Genomic DNA, 17,228 nt, shown 5'->3' on the forward strand with positions numbered 1-17,228 from the left:
GGCCGCACCTGTCGGGGATGGTTTCATGGAGGCATGCCCCACGCGCCGCCCCGATCCGCGACGTCGGTTCGGGGCGTCGTCTCGGCCGTGCTGGCCGCGGCGCTGTTCGCGCTGATCTTCTACCTCTCGGGCACGATCGACGCGTCGGCCGAGGTGACGTTCGGCGTGCGCGTGCTCATCACACTCGGCTGCTACGCGCTGGCGCTGCTGTACCCCGCCGCGCGTCGCCTGCTGCGGATGACTTGGTGCCGACTGCGGGGCAGCCGGAGCGCCCTGCTGCTCTTCCCGGTGCTCTGCGCCCTGGTCGGCGTGCAGCTGTGGCTGTTCTCCTGGGCGCCGCTGCACGGTCACGCGCTCGACGCCTCGCTCGGCTTCCTGCTGCTCCCGCTCGCGATCGTGCTCGGCAGTCGAGTCGTGCTGCGGGCAGAGGTGACCCGGGTCCAGTGGGCGGCGATGGGCGTCGCCCTGCTCGCGGTGACCATCGCATTCGCGCTGACGCCCCAGTTCTCGTGGGTCACGCTCGTGATCTGCGCGGGCTACCCCGCGTACTTCATCATGCGGCGACGGCTCGGGCTCGACAACCCGATGGCGTTCGGCGTGGAGGTCGCCGTGCTCGCCCCCATCGCCATTCTTCTGGTGGGTCTCGGCGGCCCGCTGCCGCAGAGCGCAGCGGGGGCTCTCGGCCTCGTGGTGGTGGGGTTCGCCGGTGCGGCGGCGATGGCAGCCTTTCTCGCCGCGTCCCGGCTGCTTCCGCTGCCGCTGTTCGGGCTGCTCGGGTACCTCGAGCCCGTGCTGCTGGTCGTGGTCGCCCTGCTGCTCGGCGAGCGCCTCACCGGGGCGGATCTCGTCGTCTACGGTCTGCTGGCCGTGGCCCTGGCGGTGCTCGGCATCGACGGATTCCGCAGCCGCTCGGCCTCGACGGTCCGCTGATCGGGCGGATGCGGTCAGCCCCCGTGCGCGCCCGCGCACCGGTCGGGCTGCACCCAGCTGGCGAGGATCGCGAACCGCTCGCGGGTGGCCCGGTCCTCCGACGGCAGATAGACCGTCAGGGTCGTGCCGGGGTCGCGGGCCGGCGTCAGTTCCTCCCGGAGCAGGATCAGCTCGCCGACGACCGGGTGGCGGAGCCGCTCCCTCGGAAGCCGGACGCCGCTGGTGCGGCGCGCCGACCAGCGGTCCCGGAACGTCGCGCTGCGGGTCGACAGCTCGCCGATGAGCCGGTGCAGTGCGCGATCGTGCGGGTCGTGCTCTGCTGCGCTGCGCAGCAGGTGGACGCACTCGTCGCAGAGACGCTCCCAGTCCGGGAAGAACGATCGCGCCCGCTCGGGGTCGAGGTACACGAACCGGGCCAGGTTGGGCGTGCGGCTCCCGCTCATCACCGGCTCGTACAGGGATCGCGCCAGAGGGTTCGCCGCGATGAGATCGAGTCGCCGGGTGCGCAGGATCGCGGGCGCGCCCGTGATCGCGGACACCAGTGCGCGCGCGGAGTCGCCCTTCCCATCACGCTCCGCCGCCGTCGACCTCGTCGTGCGCTCGCCCATATCGTCAACCGTAGGGCCGGCGTCGCCCGTGAGGCAGACCCGGTGCAGGGGTGGTATCAGCAGGGACTGTCTGCGGCTCCCGCGCGGTCGTAGCGTGGATCATGATCCGAGCCGGGCGGCGCCGGCCCTCGTGCGTCGAGGGCGGCGCCGCCCGGCGGCCAGAACCAGGAGAGGGCCATGACCGACACCGAATTCCCGCAACCGTTCCCGCGAGGCGAGGCGAACGACGCCTTCGCCGAGTACTTCATCGGCCGGAGCTATCTCGCCCCGCTGGCCGGTGGCAGTGCACCGCTCGCCAACGTCACGTTCGAACCCGGATGCCGCAACAACTGGCACATCCACCACGGCGAGGACGGCGGCGGCGACCAGATCCTGATGTGCACGGCCGGGTCCGGCTGGTACCAGGCAGAGGGCGAGGACCCCGTGAGCCTCGGCCCGGGCAGCGTGATCCGCGTGCCGGCCGGGACGAAGCACTGGCACGGGGCGAAGGCCGGATCGTGGTTCAGCCATCTGGCCTACATCACGCCGGGCACGAATGTCAGCAACGAGTGGCTCGAGCCCGTCACCGATGCGGTGTACGGCGCTCTGCCCCAGAACGGAGAGAACGCATGAGCATCCTGAACGAGACTTTCCACCTGTCCAACGGCGTCGAGATCCCGCAGCTGGGGCTCGGCACCTGGTTCATCGACGACGACCGGGCCGCAGAGGCGGTGCGCGCGGCGATCGAGATCGGGTACCGCAACATCGATACCGCGCAGGCCTACGGCAACGAGCGCGGCGTCGGCGAAGGCGTGCGCACCAGCGGCGTCCCGCGCGATCAGCTGTTCGTCTCGTCGAAGCTCGCCGCCGAGATCAAGGACTACGACGGCGCGGCCGCCGCGATCGATGCGTCGCTGGCCACGATGGGCCTCGACTTCCTCGATCTGATGCTCATCCATGCGCCGCAGCCGTGGGACGACTTCCGCGGCGGCGCCTACGCCGAGGGCAACCGCGAGGCGTGGCGCGCGCTCGAGGACGCGCACCGCGCCGGCAAGCTGCGCGCGATCGGGGTGTCGAACTTCCTGCAGGAGGATCTCGAGAACATCATCGCCGGCGGGACCCTGGCGCCCCACGTCAATCAGCTGCTCGTGCACGCCGGGAACACGCCCGTCGACCTGATGGCGTTCTGCGAGCGGCACGGGATCCTCGTGCAGGCCTACTCGCCCATCGCGCACGGCGAGCTGCTGGGCAACCCCCGCATCGCGGCGGTGGCCGAGACGTACGGCGCCACCGTGCCGCAGCTGTGCCTGCGGTACGTGCTGCAGCTGGGGGCCCAGCCGCTGCCGAAGACGGCGAACCCGGAGCACATGCGCTCGAACGCCGAACTCGACTTCGTGATCTCGGACGAGGACATGCGCACGCTCGGCGCACTCGACGAGCGCGACTACGGCGCGCACAGCTTCTTCCCCGTGTTCAGCGGGAAGTAGCGCGCGAGCGCGGCAGGTCGCGGCGAGCCGGGTGCAGCTCAGTTCGCCGCGACCCGCCGATCCGCGCGCCGGCGCTCGCCGCCGCCGTGGGTCAGCTCGATCAGTCTGCGCAGGTTCGCGTCGCTCGGCGTGTTCGGCTCGGCGCTGTAGGCCGTCAGCGTCAACCCCTGCTGCGCCGGCAGCGTGAGCGCGTCGAAGCTCAGCCGCATCTCGCCCACGACCGCGTGCCGGAACACCTTGTCGCCGCTCTCGTGCAGGCGCACGTCGTACTGCGCCCAGAGCGTCCGAAACTCCTCCGAGCAGGTGGAGAGCTCGCCGATCAGCTCCGTGAGGCGCTCGTCGTCGGGGTCGCGGCCGGCCTCGGTGTGCAGGATCGCGACCGAGGCTCGGGCGGCCTGCTGCCAGTCCGGGTAGAGCCTGTGCGCGCCGGGATCCAGGAAGCAGAATCGGGCCAGGTTCACGGGTCGCCCCGGGGTCACATAGGCCTCCGAGTAGAGCATCTGACCGAGCGCGTTGACGGCGACGACGTCGAGGCGGCCGTTGCGGATGAACGCCGGGACCTCGGTCATGCCGTCGAGGAGGCGCTGCAGGCTCGCGGAGACCTGACCGGCGCGCCGGCGCTGCGACCGGGAACCCGGGCCCGCGGCGCGCGCGAGGTCGAACAGGTGCGCGCGCTCCGCCTCGTCGAGTTGCAGCGCGCGCACCAGCGCGTTCAGCACGCTGTCCGACACGCCCGCGAGCCCCCCGCGCTCCAGGCGCGTGTAGTACTCGACGCTGACGCCGGCGAGCAGCGCGACCTCTTCACGCCGCAGGCCCGGGACCCGTCGCACCCCTCCGAAGTCGGGCAGACCCGTATCCGCCGGGCGCAGTCTCGCCCGGCGCGACATGAGGAATTCCCGGGCATCGGCGCGATTGTCCATACGCCAACGATAGCCTCCGCTCCGCCGCGCCAGGCAGGCACTGGCAGGGCCTGCCTGGCGCGGGGACGACGCCCCGTCTCGCGCCGACTCTCGATCTACGCCGTGATGAGATCCCGGCGTCGGAAGCCCATCGCGCCCACCGCGACCAACCCCGCAGCGATCGCCGTGAGCAGGCCCACGGCCGCCCACTCGATCTCCTCGGCGGGGTACTGCCCGACGTGGCGGAACACCGAGGTGGCGAGCACCGCCTCATCGAGATCCAGCATCTCGCCGAAGAAGCCGAGCAGGGTGCTCCAGACGAACACGGCCCAGGTGAGCCCGAGCAGCCTCGGCGTCAGCCCGTAGAGCGCGACGGAGATCCCCAGCAGCAGCCAGACCGCGGGCGCGTGCACCACGTGCCCCAGCACCACCGGGCCGAGCAGATCCCAGTCGCCCGTGGCCAGTCCGGCGCCGAGGCCGTTGCCGAGCCCGGCGAGCGCGAGCATGCCGAGCGCGCCCAGGGCCGCGACTGCGGTCCAGGCGAGCAGCCACGCCGGCCGCGAGACCGATGCCGCGAGCACGGGTTCCGCGCGCACGCCCTGCTCCTCGCCCCGCAGTCCCTGCACCGCGACGATCGCCGAGACCGCGATCATGATCGCGAAGTAGACGCCCATGAACCCGAGGTAGCCGTCCACCAGGCCCTCCGTGCCCCCGATCACGACGAGGATCTGCTCGGGCATGCCGCTCGCGTTCTCGGCCATCGGTCGCACGAAGGCGCCGAGCGTGACCCCGCCCGCGAGCATCCCGAACGACCACCAGATCAGTGCGGAGCGCTGCAGGCGCAACGCGAGGGAGAACGGTCCGCGCAGCCAGGCCGGAGCGGCGGGCGACCCGAGCCGGTCCGGCAGGATGCCGGCGGCGAGGTCTCGGCGCGACTGCAGCGCGAACCCCGCTGCGGCGAGGAGCAGCGCCGCGCCGAGCGACAGGAGGAGCGGCCACCACCGGTCGAGGGTCAGCGGTGCGGTCTGCTGCGACCATCCGAAGGGCGACAGCCAGGTGAGCCAACCCAGGTCGCCGCCCTGCTGCGCCGACATGTCGCCGAGGCCGCGTACGATGAAGGCGGCCGCGAGAGCCGCGCCGGCGATGCCCGAGGCCGCCCGCGCGAACGGCGAGAGCTGCACGGTGACCGCGGCCAGACCGGCGAAGACGAGGCCCGCCGCGCCGATGCTGCAGGCGAAGAGCAGAGCGGCCGCCGGCGACCCCGGCTCGGCGGGCGAGGCGATGAACGCGAGCGTCATCAGTCCGGTCGCGGCCGCGTTCATGAGCGCGGTCAGGATCAGCGCCGCGGCGAGCGGGGCGTGCCGGCCGACCGCGCTCGCGCGCACCAGTTCGGCTCGCCCCGTCTGCTCCTCGACGCGGGTGTGGCGCGAGACGGTCGTGATGCTCATGAGCGCGGCGCCGATCATCAGATAGCCGCCGTAGAGCCCCACGAGGAACCGCGCCGTCGTGATCTCGTCGAATCCGTATCCCGGGCCGCCGATCAGTGCCATCACCGGCGTCGCGGCGAAGGCCGCGAAGCTCGCCAGGGCGGTCTCGTCGAGCACGAGGCCCAGCGCGACGCCGAAGTAGGCGAGCAGCGCTGTGAGACCGAGCACCCACGCGGGCAGGCGGACGCGGTCGCGGCGCAGCATGAACCCCAAGAGGCTCCAGGTGCCCGTCAGCGATCCCCCGGCGGTGCGGTCCGCGCCGGATGCGCTGTGCGCGCCCCGCGGGTCGGCGGAGCGCGGCAGCGCGGCGGTCATGACGCGCTCCGATGCAGCTCGTCTCCGTAGTGGCGCAGCAGCAACTGCTCGAGCGTCGGCGGCGTCGCCGTCAGCGCTCTCACGCCGCTCGCAGAGAGCTCCCGCATGACCTCAGGGAGCTCGCGGGAGTCCACGTCGAAGTGCAGCTGCCCGTGCTCCTCGCGCAGCCCGTGCACGCCGGAGCGCCCAGCGAGCCCGGCCACGGGCGTCTCGGTCTGCACAGTGACCGCGGTGCGCGAGAGGTGGCGCAGCTCGGCCAGGGTGCCCGACTCCACGATCCTGCCCTGCCGGATGATGGAGATGCGGTCGGCGAGCACCTCGACCTGCGCCAGGATGTGGCTCGACAGCAGCACGGTGCGGCCGAGGGCCTTGGCCTCGCGGATGCACTCCTGGAAGACCGCCTCCATGAGCGGGTCGAGACCCGCGGTGGGTTCGTCGAGCAGCAGCAGATCGACGTTCGAGGCAAGCGCCGAGATCAGCGCCACCTTCTGGCGATTGCCCTTGGAGTAGGTGCGCCCCTTCTTGCGCGGATCGAGATCGAAGCGCTCGATGAGCTCATCGCGCTTGCGAGTATCGACGCCTCCGCGCAACCGCGCGAACAGATCGATCGCCTCGCCGCCGGTGAGGCCCGGCCAGAGCTCGACGTCGCCCGGCACGTAGGCGAGTCTGCGGTGCAGGGGCACGGCGTCCCGCCACGGGTCGCCGCCGAGCAGCCTGACGGTGCCGGAGTCGTGGCGCAGGATGCCGAGCAGCACCCGGATGGCTGTCGACTTGCCGGCTCCGTTGGGGCCGAGGAAGCCGTGCACCTCGCCCGCGGCGACGTCGAGGGTCAAGCGGTCGAGCGCCCGGACGGAGCCGAAGTTCTTCGTGAGGTCGGTGATGCTGATGGCGGGCTCCGCGCGGCCCGCGTGGGTGATGCGTGTCATGATCTGCCTTCGTTCGAGGTGGGGATGCCGGTCTGCGCGTCGCCCGGAGCGGGCGGATCATGCGGGCTCCCCGGGTTCGATCCGGGCTCGGGGGCGTGCTGCGCGTGCGGCACGGACTCGATGAAGCCGTGCCGGTAGAGGTCCATCAGGGTGGGGGCGAGGCGGGTCATGGAGCTCTCGAGATCGTCGGTGCCGAGCACGTGCCGGATTCGGGGCTCGAGGAGGGGCAGCGCAAGCGCCAGCATGGCGATCGCGGTGGACTGGGCGCGCCGGTCCTCGGCCCGCCGCAGGGTGTACCCCGCAAAGCCCTCATCGGCGACCCGCTCGATGGTCTCGACGTAGTGGTCGAAGAACCGCTGCCCCTGTGCGGAGGGGTCGAGCAGCGACTTCAGCAGGTAGTCGACGTGGGTGCGGGTGCGCTCGTCCGAGAACATCCTGCTGGCGACGAACAGCGGTGACGCGTTCGCGTGTTCGGATTTGACCCGGGTGAGCTCCTCGAAGACGTGGTCGTCGCAGGCCGCGCGCAGCCCGTTCTTGGACCCGAAGTGATGGATCACCAGCCCCGGCGAGACTCCCGCCGCGGTCGAGATCGCCCGCACGGTCGACTTCGTGAAGCCGTGCGCCGCGAACTCGGCGATGGCCGCGTCGCGGATGCGCTCCGCGGTGGGCGGTGCGGGCGCCGCGGGCCGCGCGGGGTGCCTCGTTGAACTCATGTTCAACATTGAACGCCTGTTCGATCGTCGCGTCAAGACGCTCGGATGGCGGGTGCAGGTGTGCGGCGCGCAGAGCGGAGCGATCGACGCCGCGTCGTCAGCGCAGCTGGGCGAACGCCTCGACGTTGATGGTGGGGCCGACCACGAGCATCGTGTCGCCCTCGTGCAGGATCGTGCTCGCCTCGGCGTTGCGCCAGTTGCCGCCCGGAGTGCGGTAGGCGGCCACCGTGACCTGGTGGGCCGAGCGCACGCCCGCCTCGCTGAGCGTGATGCCGTGGAGCGCCGCGGGCGCCGCGGTCTTCACCATCGCGTAGCCCGGATCGATCTCGACGTAGTCCGCGGCGGCGCCGCGCACGAGATGGGCGACACGTCTGCCCATATCGCGCTCGGGTGAGAGCACGCGGTGCACCCCGATCTGCTCGAGGATCAGCGCGTGCTGCTCGTCATCGGCCTTGGCCCACACGACCGGAACGTCGAGCCGCAGCAGGAGCGACGCGGTCAGGATCGAGACCTTGATGTCGGAGCCCACTGCCACGACGACCCGATCGAAGGCTCCGATCCCGAGCTCCTCGAGCACCTCGAGCTTGGTCGAGTCGGCGCGCACGGTCTGGGTGAGGCGCCCGCTCATGGCCTGTACGATCGTGTCGTCCACGTCGATGCCGAGCACCTCGGTGCCGGTGGCCATGAGCTCCAGCGCGAGGGAGGAGCCGAATCGGCCGAGGCCGATCACCGCGACGGAGTCGGCCTCCGCGATCCGGTGCATCTGACTGGTGGACGGGTGGCGTTTGGGCATGCGAGGCATCTCTCGAGTGGTTATCCGATGATGGGGCGCTCGGCCGGAAACTCGTAGAGCTCTTGGCGCTGCCGCACCGCCAGTGCCGATGCGAGGACGATCGGACCGACGCGTCCCATGAGCATGAGGGCGGAGAGCACGTACTTGCCGAACGGGCCGACCTCTGCCGAGATCCCGACCGAGAGGCCGCAGGTGGCGAAGGCCGAGATGACCTCGAAGAGGATGCGATCGAGCTTGGCGTCGCTCACCACCGTGAGCAGGGCGGCGGCCACGAAGACGAGCGTGGCGCCGAGGAAGACCACGCTGATGGCGAGCCGGAGGGTGCCGTCGGGGAGCCGGCGCCCGAGCGCGTTCGTGTGCCGTGTGCCCTTGGCCTCCGCGACGATCGCGAGGAACAGCACGGCGAGCGTCGTGACCTTGATGCCGCCGGCCGTCGAGGCCGAGCCGCCGCCCACGAACATGAGCGCATCGCTGAGCAGCATCGTCGTCGACGTCGAGGATTCCATGTCGACGATGGAGAAGCCCCCCGAGCGCATCATCGTCGAGGCGAAGAACGCGTGCGCGAGCTTGCGCCACCACGGTTCATCGCCGACGGTGTCGGGGTTGTTCCACTCGAACCCCGCCCACGCGATCGCCCCGAGCACCAGCAGCACGCTCGTCGTGATCAGCGTGAGCTTGGTGTGCAGCGTCCACTTGTGCCGGGTCCATCGCACGCGGATCAGATTCAGGAAGACCGGGAATCCGAAGCTGCCGACGAAGACGCCGACGGCGATCGGGGTGAGCACGAACGGGTTGTCGGCGAACGGGGCGAGTCCGCCCGCGTGCGGCGTGAATCCGGCGTTGCCGAACGCCGAGATCGCGTAGAAGATCCCGTGCCAGACGCCCCGCCAGAACGATTCGCCGGTCGAGATGAACGCCGGGATGAGGAAGGCCGCGAGCGCGCCCTCGATCACGAAGGTGGTCGTCACCACCACCCGCAGCAGCTGCCCGACGCCGCCGATGCCGTTCGCGCCGATGCTCTCCTTGGCGAAGACCCTGCCCGAAACCCCGAGCTTGCGCGTGACCATCATGGCGAGCAGCAGGGCGATCGTGACCACGCCGAGCGCGCCGGTCTGGATGGCGATCAGGATCACCACCTGTCCGAACATGGACCAGTGCTCTGCGGTGTCCACGGTGGTGAGCCCCGTGACCGTCACCGCGGATACGGCGGTGAACAGCGCGTCCGGCAGCGCGGTCCCGGTCTCGCGGGCGGACGCGATGGGGAGCATGAGGAGCCCCGTGAACACGAGCGTCGCGGCCGCGAACACGAGGATGGCGATTCTCGCGGGGGCGTGCCCGGCGGCGTACCGCGCGCGATTGCGCACTCGCACGGCGAAATCGCGAGCCTGCAGCAGCAGACTGCTTTCAGGGCCCGAATTCATCTGGATCGCCCCCTGTCGCTCAGACGTCCCCAACGACCGAAGCGGCGTATCCGCCCGACTTCCCGATGCACCGCACCGATGCTACTCCATTCCCTCGGCATCGCATAGCGCCGTCGATTGCCTGCGCGGATCGCCGCGCGATGGGTGCGGGACCCCGCGTCGGCAGCATAGGATGGGGTGTCGTTGCGGGCACTGCCCCGAGACGACAGGTGTGCCGGGAAGTCTGGTCGGCGGAAGACGATACGAACCGGAACCCGAAGGGCTGCATCCATGACCGCACCGTTCCTCATACGCGGCGACGCGCTGCCGGCGCTCGCGCCCCTCTCGGAGACGCCCGACGAGGACGACTCGCCGGCCATGCTGTGGGGCGTCGACCTCTCTGCATGCGCGACGCGCAAGCAGGCGAAGGCCGCGTGGCACCATGCGCTCGCCGCCCTGAAGTCGCAGCTCGACGAAGCGCCCCGCGTGCGGCGCGTCTGCATCGCCTGCCTGCGACCGAGCGGGTTCGCACGGCAGGCGCCGATCCGGGTGCCCGAGCGCATCGCGACGCAGCTGCACAACGATCTGGAGCGGGATCGCGCCCGCTATGTCAGCACGCTCGTGGTCGACGTGACGGAGTGCGACGACCCCGCCCTGCTGCGCACCCGGCTCGGTGCCGCGTTGACCGAGTCGACCAGGTGGGGCGACCTGACGCTCGAATGGCAAGACATCGCCGACTGCACCGTGCACGAGGCCTGGGCGCGCGAAGCGCTCTGACCCCCCCATCTCATGATCCCGCCCGGCGCACGCCGGGTCGCCACCTCCCAGAAAGCTCTTATGACCGACCGCACCCCCCGCTCATCCGGCCTGTTCCCCCGCTACGGCTCCTTCGCCGAAGCGCGGCGCATCGGCGAAGTCCTGCGCAAGGAGACCGTCGGGGGCATCCTCCTCGTCATCGCCGCAGCCATCGCGATCGTCTGGGCCAACACGCCCCTGGCCGACTCCTACTTCGCCCTCCGCGACTTCGAGATCGGGTACGAGCCCTGGCACCTCAGGCTCAGCCTCGGGGCCTGGGCCGCCGACGGACTGCTCGCGATCTTCTTCTTCCTCGTCGGGCTCGAGCTCAAGCGGGAGTTCGTCGCGGGCGACCTGCGCAAGTTCAGCACCGCGATCGTGCCGATCGCGGCGGCGGCGGGCGGCGTGATCGTGCCCGCGCTGATCTACGTGTTCGTGGTGCAGGGGCGTTCGGAGCTCACGCACGGCTGGGCGATTCCCACGGCGACCGATATCGCGTTCGCCGTGGCCGTGCTCGCGATCATCGGCTCGCACCTGCCGTCGGCGCTGCGCATCTTCCTGCTCACCCTCGCCGTCGTCGACGACCTCATCGCGATCAGCATCATCGCCATCTTCTACACCGACCACATCGAGTTCGTGCCGCTGCTGCTCGCGCTGGCCACGATCGTCGTGTACGGCTTCATCGCGCAGCGCTACCGCGCGTTCTTCGGGCGGCGCCTCTTCGCGGCCTGGCTGATCCTGCTGCCCATCGGCGTGGTCGCCTGGGCGCTCATGCACGCGTCGGGCATCCACGCCACGATCGCGGGCGTGCTGCTCGGGTTCACGATCCCCGTGCTCCACAAGCGGGGCGCCAGCACCGAGCAGCAGGCCGGCGCCGGTCTCGCCGAGGAGTTCGAGCACCGCTTCCGCCCGCTCTCGGCGGGGATCGCCGTGCCGATCTTCGCGTTCTTCGCCGCGGGCGTCTCCGTCGGAGGCTGGGAGGGGGTGCAGGCCGCCGTCGTCAACCCGGTGACGCTCGCGATCGTCGCCGCGCTCGTGCTCGGCAAGCCCATCGGCATCGTCGCGACGACGTGGCTCACCACCCGGATCATGCGGAGCCGGCTGGATCCCGACCTCCGGTGGATCGACCTCGCCGGGGTGGGCCTCCTCGCGGGCATCGGCTTCACCGTGTCGCTGCTCGTCGCCGAGCTGAGCTTCGACGCCGGCTCGGCCGAGCACGACTACGCGAAGGTCGCGATCCTCGCCGCCTCGCTCATCGCCGCGCTCGCCGCCTCCCTGGTGCTCGGCACGCGCAACCGGCGATACCGCCGCATCCAGCAGCGCGAGGCCGTGGATGCCGATGCCGACGGCATTCCCGACGTCTACCAGCAGGAGGAGCACGGCGACTGGTACAAGCCGGCGCGCACCCGACCCGACGGCTCCTGACCGCGGCGGAGCGGGCGAAGCGGGGGAGCAGGCGAAGCTCCCCTCGACCCCGGCGCCCCCCGGCTGGTACTGTCCAGGAAACGAGGGAGCCCACGCATGAGCGCGAGACCGGCGGCAGAGCGGAACACGGTCGAGCATGTGCGCGAAGCCGTCTTCTTCGAAGGGCCGCGGGCAGCCCAGAAGCTCAGCAGGTTCTGGATCCTGCTCGTGCTCGCCGCGGTCATTGCCGCGGCCGGGGTCGTCGCCGATTCCACCGCCACGGTCATCGGGGCGATGATCGTCGCCCCGATGATGACCCCGATCCAGGGGATCATGGTCGCGACCGTGCTGGGCGACCGGCGCAACCTCACCCGCTCCGTGCTGCTCGTCGTCGCGGGCGCGCTCGCGGCCGTCGGGATCGCCTACGCCGTCGGGCTGCTCTCGCTCAACGACATCGTCGCGGCCACGAACGGCCAGGTCTCGGCGCGGGTCAATCCGAAGCTCATCGACCTGCTCGCCGCGCTGGGCACCGGCGTCGTCGGCTCGATCGCCCTCGTGCGCAAGGACATCTCGGACACCCTGCCCGGCGTGGCGATCGCCATCTCCCTCGTGCCACCGCTCAGTGTGGTCGGGGTGACCCTCGAGTCGGGGGCCTACGCGCAGGCCGGCGGCGCGGCGCTGCTCTTCCTCACCAACGTCGCGGCGATCCTGGTCACGGGGATCGTGGTGATGGGCGTCTATGGGGTGCGGGCGCCCGACCTCGCGCCCGCGGACGGCGCGGCCGCCGAGGCTGCGCCGAGGCGACCCGGGCGTGCGCTGATCACCATCGTCTCGATGGTCGTCGTCATCGGGATCCCGCTCACACTGGCGACCGTCTCCAGCACCTCCGACGCGCTGCGCACGGCGCAGGTGCAGCAGCTCACCCGCGACTGGCTCGCGGGCACGGAGTGGGATCTGCTCGGCGTGACGAGCGACGCAGATGCGCTCCGGATCCGCGTGACCGGTCCCGATCCCGCGCCATCCACCGCGGCGCTCGGGGCCGCGCTGCGCGATGCCGGGATCGATACGCAGGGGGTCGAGGTCGAACTCATCCCGTCGATCACCCGGAGTCTCGACCGGTAGGCGCGCCGGGGGCGCGGCCGGAGGGCCCGGCGCCGCTCGGGCGACGGGCCCTCCGGCCCACGACGGTCCTAGCCGAGGGCCACCGCGAGCTCGTTCGGCGTGTGCTCGAGCTCCACGGAGGCCACGATCTCCCCGCTCGTGAGATCGATCGCGTGGACCGCGTCGGCGGCGGGCTCGGTGACGTACGCGATGTCGCCGTCGACCTTGATGGCGGGGTGGGGATCCTGCCACTCGGCCGGACCCTCCCACGGCTCGACGACCGGGTAGGCGTCGACCAGCTCGCCCGTCTCGGGGTCGAGCACGTGGATCCGACCGTCGGTCGAGAGGATGTAGGCGAGATCGCCGGGGCCGCGCGCGATGTCGCGGAAGGTGTACTGCACCTCGTCGGGGAGGTCGATCACCTCGAGGGTCTGCGCGGCCGTGTCGATCAGCGTGACGGCGTTGAGGAGGTACCCCTCCGCGTCGGGATCGCTCTTGTAGTCGCCCACGACCACCGGGCTCGTCTCCGAGACGAAGGCGTTGCCCATGCGTCCGTAGGCGTCGGGCGCCTGGAGCTTCACGAACGCGCCGTCCCGGTAGAGCAGCGCGCCGTCCTCGCAGCCGAAGATCACCGCCTCATCCGCCGCGGTGCCCTCGCCGTGGATCCCCGGGCACTCGTCGCTCGCGGCCTCCTCGTGCCAGTGGTCGTCGTGCGCGTGCAGCGCGACGGCGCCGGTGCGGCCCGTCTCGTCGCCGACGGTCGTGAGCAGGGTGCCGTCCTCGAGCACGATCGATACGCCGTGATGCGCGGCGGGGGCGGTGTAGGTGACCGTCTCCGGCTCGGCATCGGCGCCGTCGGCGAAGGCGTCGGTGTCGAGCACGGTGGTGGTGCCGGTGCCGTCGTCGAAGAGCACGGTCTTGCCGTGGTGCGCCACGACGTGCCCCGCCGCGGTCGCGTCGAAGACGCGATCGGTGAGGGCGGGCTCCGCGGTGTCGAGGATCTGGAAGCCCTCGGAGGTGGTCACCGCGATCGAGCGGCCGTCGCCGAAGGCGTTGAGCCGCGTGAACTCCTCGGTCGCGACTTCGCCCACCACTTCGAGCGTTTCGGGGTCGAGCACCGCGATCCCGTTGGGGAATGCGACCGCGACGCGGCCGACGGCCTCGCTCGCGCCGGCGGGATCAGACGCCTCGGACGCCGCGGCGTCGTCGCCTCCCGTCGAGCACGCCGTGGCGAGCAGCGAGACGCCGAGCAGCGCCGCCGCTGCGGTCGAGACGCGGGTGTGTCGTTTCATGGTGTTCCTTTCGTGAGTGCCTCATGGTGCGAGGCCGGTCGAGATGCGCTCGGTGTTCGCGCGCATCATGCTGAGGTAACTGTCGGCGCCCTCGCCGGGGGCGGTGAGCGATTCGGTGAAGAGCTCGACCACGTCGACCTGCACCCCGGCCTCGTCGGCGAGCACGCGCACCAGCCGATCCGGTTGCGAGGACTCGGCGAAGATGGTCGGCACGCCGGCCTCTTCGATGGCGCCGGTGAGTTCGCGGAGGTCCGCCGCGCTCGGCGAGGCGAGCGTGGTTCCGCCCGGAACGATCGCGCCGATGATGCGGAAGCCGAAGCGATCGGCGAGGTATCCGAAGACGTGGTGGTTCGTGACCAGCGCGCGGCGCTGGGGCGGGATCCGCTCGAACGACGCGGTCATCTCGCGATCCAGGCCGGCGAGCTCGTCCCGATACGCCGCGGCATTGGCGCCGACGGCTGCGGCATCGACCCCGGGGACCGCGCCGAGTGACGCCTCGAGCGCATCGACCACGTCGATCATGCGAGCGGGATCCGTCCAGAAGTGGGGATCGGGGGCGCCGCCGGCGTCGGCGGAGGCATAGTCGAGCACGTCGATGTGGTCGCCCGCGACGAACGAGGGCGCGCGCGCCGCGATGGCGCGATCGAGGTGCTGCTGCAGGCCCTCTTCGAGCCCGAGCCCGTTCGAGACGATCAGATCGGCGTTCTCCAGCAGCGCGGCCTCCTGGGCCGAGATCTCGAAGGCGTGCGGGTCGGCGTTCGGCCGCATGAGCGTGGTGACGGTCGCCTCGTCTCCCGCCACGTGCTGCACGACGTCGCCGAGGATGTTGGTCGTCACGACCACCTGCGGCCCCGAGTCGGAGGCCTCGGGGGCGCACCCGGCGAGCCAGACGAGTCCGACGGCGAGCGCGGCGGCGGAGAGGCGGCGTCGGATCCTCATCGTCCCACCTCCGCCATCACGTACGGCGGCGTCCGGGGCTCCAGGGTGCGGGCGACGCGCACCTCGCCCGCGTACGCGATCTCGTGGACCGCGTTGCGCGCCGGGTCGTTGAGGTAGGCGCGCTGATCGTCGAGCGTCAGCGCGATGCCGCCCGAGACGTCGGCGACGAGTGGGTCGGTCGCGCCGATCTGCTCCCCGGTCTCGGCGCGGTAGACCCGCACCCGACCCTCCGCGTCGAGGGCGACGACGTGGCCCTCCGCGTCGTCCGCGGCCACCACCCGCAGCAGCGGGACCTCGGTGGCGACGTGCTGCCAGGCGCGCTCCCGCGTGTCGAGCAGCCAGAAGCCGCTCGGCGCGGCGGCCGCCGCGATGGTGGGACGGCCCTTCCGGCCGGCGAAGTCCCCGGTGCGCGCGGCGTCGACGCCCGCGGGGTAGGGGATCTCCTCGAAGACGGGATCGGCGCCGCCGCTGATGAGCACGGCGCCGCCGTCGCATCCGACGACCAGGCCGACGCGCGTGGTGAGGGTGCCGGAGGCCCCCGTGCAGGGCGCAGTTGCCCCGGTGGCCCGTCCGTCGGAGTCGTGCAGCACGAGCTCGTGCGTCGTGGAGATCACAGCACGGTCGCCGAGCGGAGCGATCACGGCGTCGTCGGATCCGGTCTCGATCCGGAACACCTCCACGATCTCGCCGCGGGAGAGCGCTGCGTTGTCGAGCAGCACGGCCTCGCCCGAACCGGGGAAGAACACGCCCGTGGTCCCCGCGGTCGACAGCATGCCCGTCGATACGCGTGCTGCTCCGTCGCCGGGCAGCAGACCCACAGTGCGGGGTTCGGCCCGGTAGTAGTGGAAGTGATCGACGTGATCCCACGTCCACCGCCCGGAGTCGACGATCTCGACTCCGCCGGCGACCGACACGAAGGCGTACCGCCCATCGCTCGCGAGGGCGAGCGGCGGGGCGACCTCCGCGAGCTGCTCGGCCTGGCCGTCGAGCAGATCGAGCAGGCCGGCGCCGCCGTGCTCGTCGATCGTGAGCAGGGCGAGCGGGGGCTCGGCGACCTCCGCGGCGCCGCGGACCTCCCCGTGGCCCGCCGCCCCGTTCGGCTCGGCGGATTTTGCGGCGGGGGGCGTCTCTGCGGCGGGAGACGTCTCTGCGCAGGCGATCAGGCTGAGGAGCGCCAGCGCCGCCGGAAGCGCGATGAGTGCGCGGCGCGGATTCATACGGTCCTTTCTGCGGAGTCGGATCCGATCGGCGTCCGGGTGCTGTCCCGGCGCGGAGCGGTGGTGGTCGTCGGCTCGCGGGATGCGCTCCGCGCGACGGCGCGCCGCGCCAGGGCGGACAGCGCGGCGCCCCCGATCGCGGCGGCCGCGATCGACGCACCGGCTGCGGTGCCCCAGTACCAGGAGGCGAGGAGGCCGGCGACGACGGCGACGATGCCGGCGAGCGAGGCGCCGACCATGATCGTCGGGATCCTCGTCGTCCAGGCCCGCGCTGCGACGGCGGGTGCGAGCAGGAGCCCGACCACGAGCAGGGTGCCGACCGCTTGGAACGAGGCGACCACGGCGAGCGTCACGAGGCCGGTGAGGGCCACCTGGGCGAGTCGCGGACGCAGCCCCAGCGCGGCGGCGATCCGCCGGTCGAACGCCGATGCGACGAACGCGCGGTGGAAGAACAGGGTGATCGCGACGGTCGCGGCGAGCGCCGCCGCGAGGATCGCGATGTCGGAGGCCTCGATCGCCAGCACGTCGCCGAAGAGCAGCGCGGTCGCGTCGGTGGCGAAGCTGCGGGAGTGCGACACGATGATCACGCCGAGGGACAGCATGGCGACGAACAGCAGCCCGATGCTCGTGTCGTAGGACAGCCGGCCCCTTCGCTGCAGCGCGCCGACCGCGGTGCTCATGACCGCGGCGCTGACGACTGCGCCGCCGAGCACCGGCAGTCCGAGCACGGTGGCGAGCGCCACCCCGGGGAGCAGGCCGTGCCCGATGGCCTCGCCGAGGAAGGCCATGCCGCGGATCACCACCCAGGTGCCCACGATGCCGCAGATGACGGCGACGAGCGCGCCGCCGAGCAGTGCCCGGGCGAAGAACTCCGTGGCGAACGGGGAGAGGGGAATCATCACGAGCATCCACCCTAGAGCTAAATGATAACCATTATCAAATC

At 71.5% G+C, this 17,228-nt stretch carries 17 protein-coding genes; 6 read left to right on the plus strand and 11 right to left on the minus strand.

Features of this window, described 5'->3' with window-relative positions:
* Positions 1-33: 33 nt before the first annotated feature.
* The gene (locus EVS81_RS10555; protein WP_130110352.1) at positions 34-930 is read left to right on the plus strand and encodes an EamA family transporter; all 897 of its coding nucleotides are present in this window, start codon (positions 34-36) and stop codon (positions 928-930) included.
* 14 nt (positions 931-944) lie between these two features.
* Here EVS81_RS10555 and EVS81_RS10560 read toward each other — a convergent pair whose 3' ends face one another.
* Positions 945-1,538: an MmyB family transcriptional regulator gene (locus tag EVS81_RS10560; protein ID WP_130110353.1), complete on the minus strand. Its 594-nt coding sequence runs from the start codon at positions 1,536-1,538 to the stop codon at positions 945-947.
* 177 nt (positions 1,539-1,715) lie between these two features.
* Here EVS81_RS10560 and EVS81_RS10565 point away from each other — a divergent pair, with 177 nt between their 5' ends.
* A complete protein-coding gene (locus tag EVS81_RS10565) occupies positions 1,716-2,150 on the plus strand; it encodes a cupin domain-containing protein (RefSeq protein ID WP_130110354.1) in 435 nt (144 codons plus the stop codon).
* Complete coding sequence (locus EVS81_RS10570) at positions 2,147-3,004, plus strand: aldo/keto reductase (RefSeq protein ID WP_130110355.1); 858 nt, start codon at positions 2,147-2,149, stop codon at positions 3,002-3,004. The genes EVS81_RS10565 and EVS81_RS10570 overlap by 4 nt, the downstream gene beginning before the upstream one ends.
* A 38-nt stretch (positions 3,005-3,042) precedes the next feature.
* Here the strand turns inward: EVS81_RS10570 and EVS81_RS10575 are convergent, their stop codons facing one another.
* The 6 genes from EVS81_RS10575 to EVS81_RS10600 all read right to left on the minus strand — a co-directional run bounded on the left by EVS81_RS10575 (position 3,043) and on the right by EVS81_RS10600 (position 9,558).
* Complete coding sequence (locus EVS81_RS10575; RefSeq protein ID WP_130110356.1) at positions 3,043-3,924, minus strand: helix-turn-helix transcriptional regulator; 882 nt, start codon at positions 3,922-3,924, stop codon at positions 3,043-3,045.
* Between the two features lie 95 nt (positions 3,925-4,019).
* The gene (locus EVS81_RS10580) at positions 4,020-5,705 is read right to left on the minus strand and encodes an ABC transporter permease (RefSeq protein WP_205879322.1); all 1,686 of its coding nucleotides are present in this window, start codon (positions 5,703-5,705) and stop codon (positions 4,020-4,022) included.
* Positions 5,702-6,631 carry an ABC transporter ATP-binding protein gene (locus EVS81_RS10585; protein WP_130110357.1) on the minus strand — a complete coding sequence of 310 codons (930 nt, stop codon included), beginning with the start codon at positions 6,629-6,631 and terminating at the stop codon, positions 5,702-5,704. Before EVS81_RS10585 ends, EVS81_RS10580 begins: the two co-directional genes overlap by 4 nt.
* Positions 6,628-7,344, minus strand: a complete 717-nt coding sequence (locus EVS81_RS16180) for a TetR/AcrR family transcriptional regulator (RefSeq protein ID WP_130110358.1) — start codon at positions 7,342-7,344, stop codon at positions 6,628-6,630. Before EVS81_RS16180 ends, EVS81_RS10585 begins: the two co-directional genes overlap by 4 nt.
* Before the next feature lie 97 nt (positions 7,345-7,441).
* Positions 7,442-8,137, minus strand: coding sequence for a potassium channel family protein (locus EVS81_RS10595; RefSeq protein ID WP_240739812.1), 696 nt, complete (start codon positions 8,135-8,137; stop codon positions 7,442-7,444).
* A 20-nt stretch (positions 8,138-8,157) separates the two neighbouring features.
* The gene (locus EVS81_RS10600; protein ID WP_130110360.1) at positions 8,158-9,558 is read right to left on the minus strand and encodes a TrkH family potassium uptake protein; all 1,401 of its coding nucleotides are present in this window, start codon (positions 9,556-9,558) and stop codon (positions 8,158-8,160) included.
* A gap of 270 nt (positions 9,559-9,828) precedes the next feature.
* Between EVS81_RS10600 and EVS81_RS10605 the strand changes: the two genes are divergently transcribed.
* The 3 genes from EVS81_RS10605 (at position 9,829) to EVS81_RS10615 (ending at position 12,858) form a co-directional block, all read left to right on the plus strand.
* A complete protein-coding gene (locus EVS81_RS10605; RefSeq protein ID WP_130110361.1) occupies positions 9,829-10,314 on the plus strand; it encodes a hypothetical protein in 486 nt (161 codons plus the stop codon).
* Between the two features lie 60 nt (positions 10,315-10,374).
* Complete coding sequence (gene nhaA, locus EVS81_RS10610) at positions 10,375-11,757, plus strand: Na+/H+ antiporter NhaA (RefSeq protein WP_130110362.1); 1,383 nt, start codon at positions 10,375-10,377, stop codon at positions 11,755-11,757.
* A gap of 96 nt (positions 11,758-11,853) precedes the next feature.
* A complete protein-coding gene (locus tag EVS81_RS10615; protein WP_130110363.1) occupies positions 11,854-12,858 on the plus strand; it encodes a DUF389 domain-containing protein in 1,005 nt (334 codons plus the stop codon).
* Between the two features lie 68 nt (positions 12,859-12,926).
* On the opposite strand, the gene aztD is transcribed toward EVS81_RS10615, so the two are convergent.
* Genes aztD through aztB form a run of 4 tightly spaced genes read right to left on the minus strand, consistent with a single transcriptional unit; the run spans position 12,927 to position 17,184 of the window.
* A complete protein-coding gene (gene aztD / locus EVS81_RS10620; RefSeq protein WP_130110364.1) occupies positions 12,927-14,129 on the minus strand; it encodes a zinc metallochaperone AztD in 1,203 nt (400 codons plus the stop codon).
* A 21-nt stretch (positions 14,130-14,150) separates the two neighbouring features.
* Positions 14,151-15,068, minus strand: a complete 918-nt coding sequence (gene aztC / locus EVS81_RS10625; RefSeq protein WP_130110365.1) for a zinc ABC transporter substrate-binding protein AztC — start codon at positions 15,066-15,068, stop codon at positions 14,151-14,153.
* On the minus strand, positions 15,065-16,285 hold the full coding sequence (locus tag EVS81_RS10630) for an ABC transporter (RefSeq protein WP_130110366.1): 1,221 nt from the start codon (positions 16,283-16,285) through the stop codon (positions 15,065-15,067). Before EVS81_RS10630 ends, aztC begins: the two co-directional genes overlap by 4 nt.
* Complete coding sequence (aztB, locus tag EVS81_RS10635; protein WP_130110367.1) at positions 16,282-17,184, minus strand: zinc ABC transporter permease AztB; 903 nt, start codon at positions 17,182-17,184, stop codon at positions 16,282-16,284. Before aztB ends, EVS81_RS10630 begins: the two co-directional genes overlap by 4 nt.
* Positions 17,185-17,228 lie beyond the last annotated feature (44 nt).

The organism is Leucobacter triazinivorans (assembly GCF_004208635.1).
Classification (GTDB): Bacteria; Actinomycetota; Actinomycetes; order Actinomycetales; family Microbacteriaceae; genus Leucobacter; species Leucobacter triazinivorans.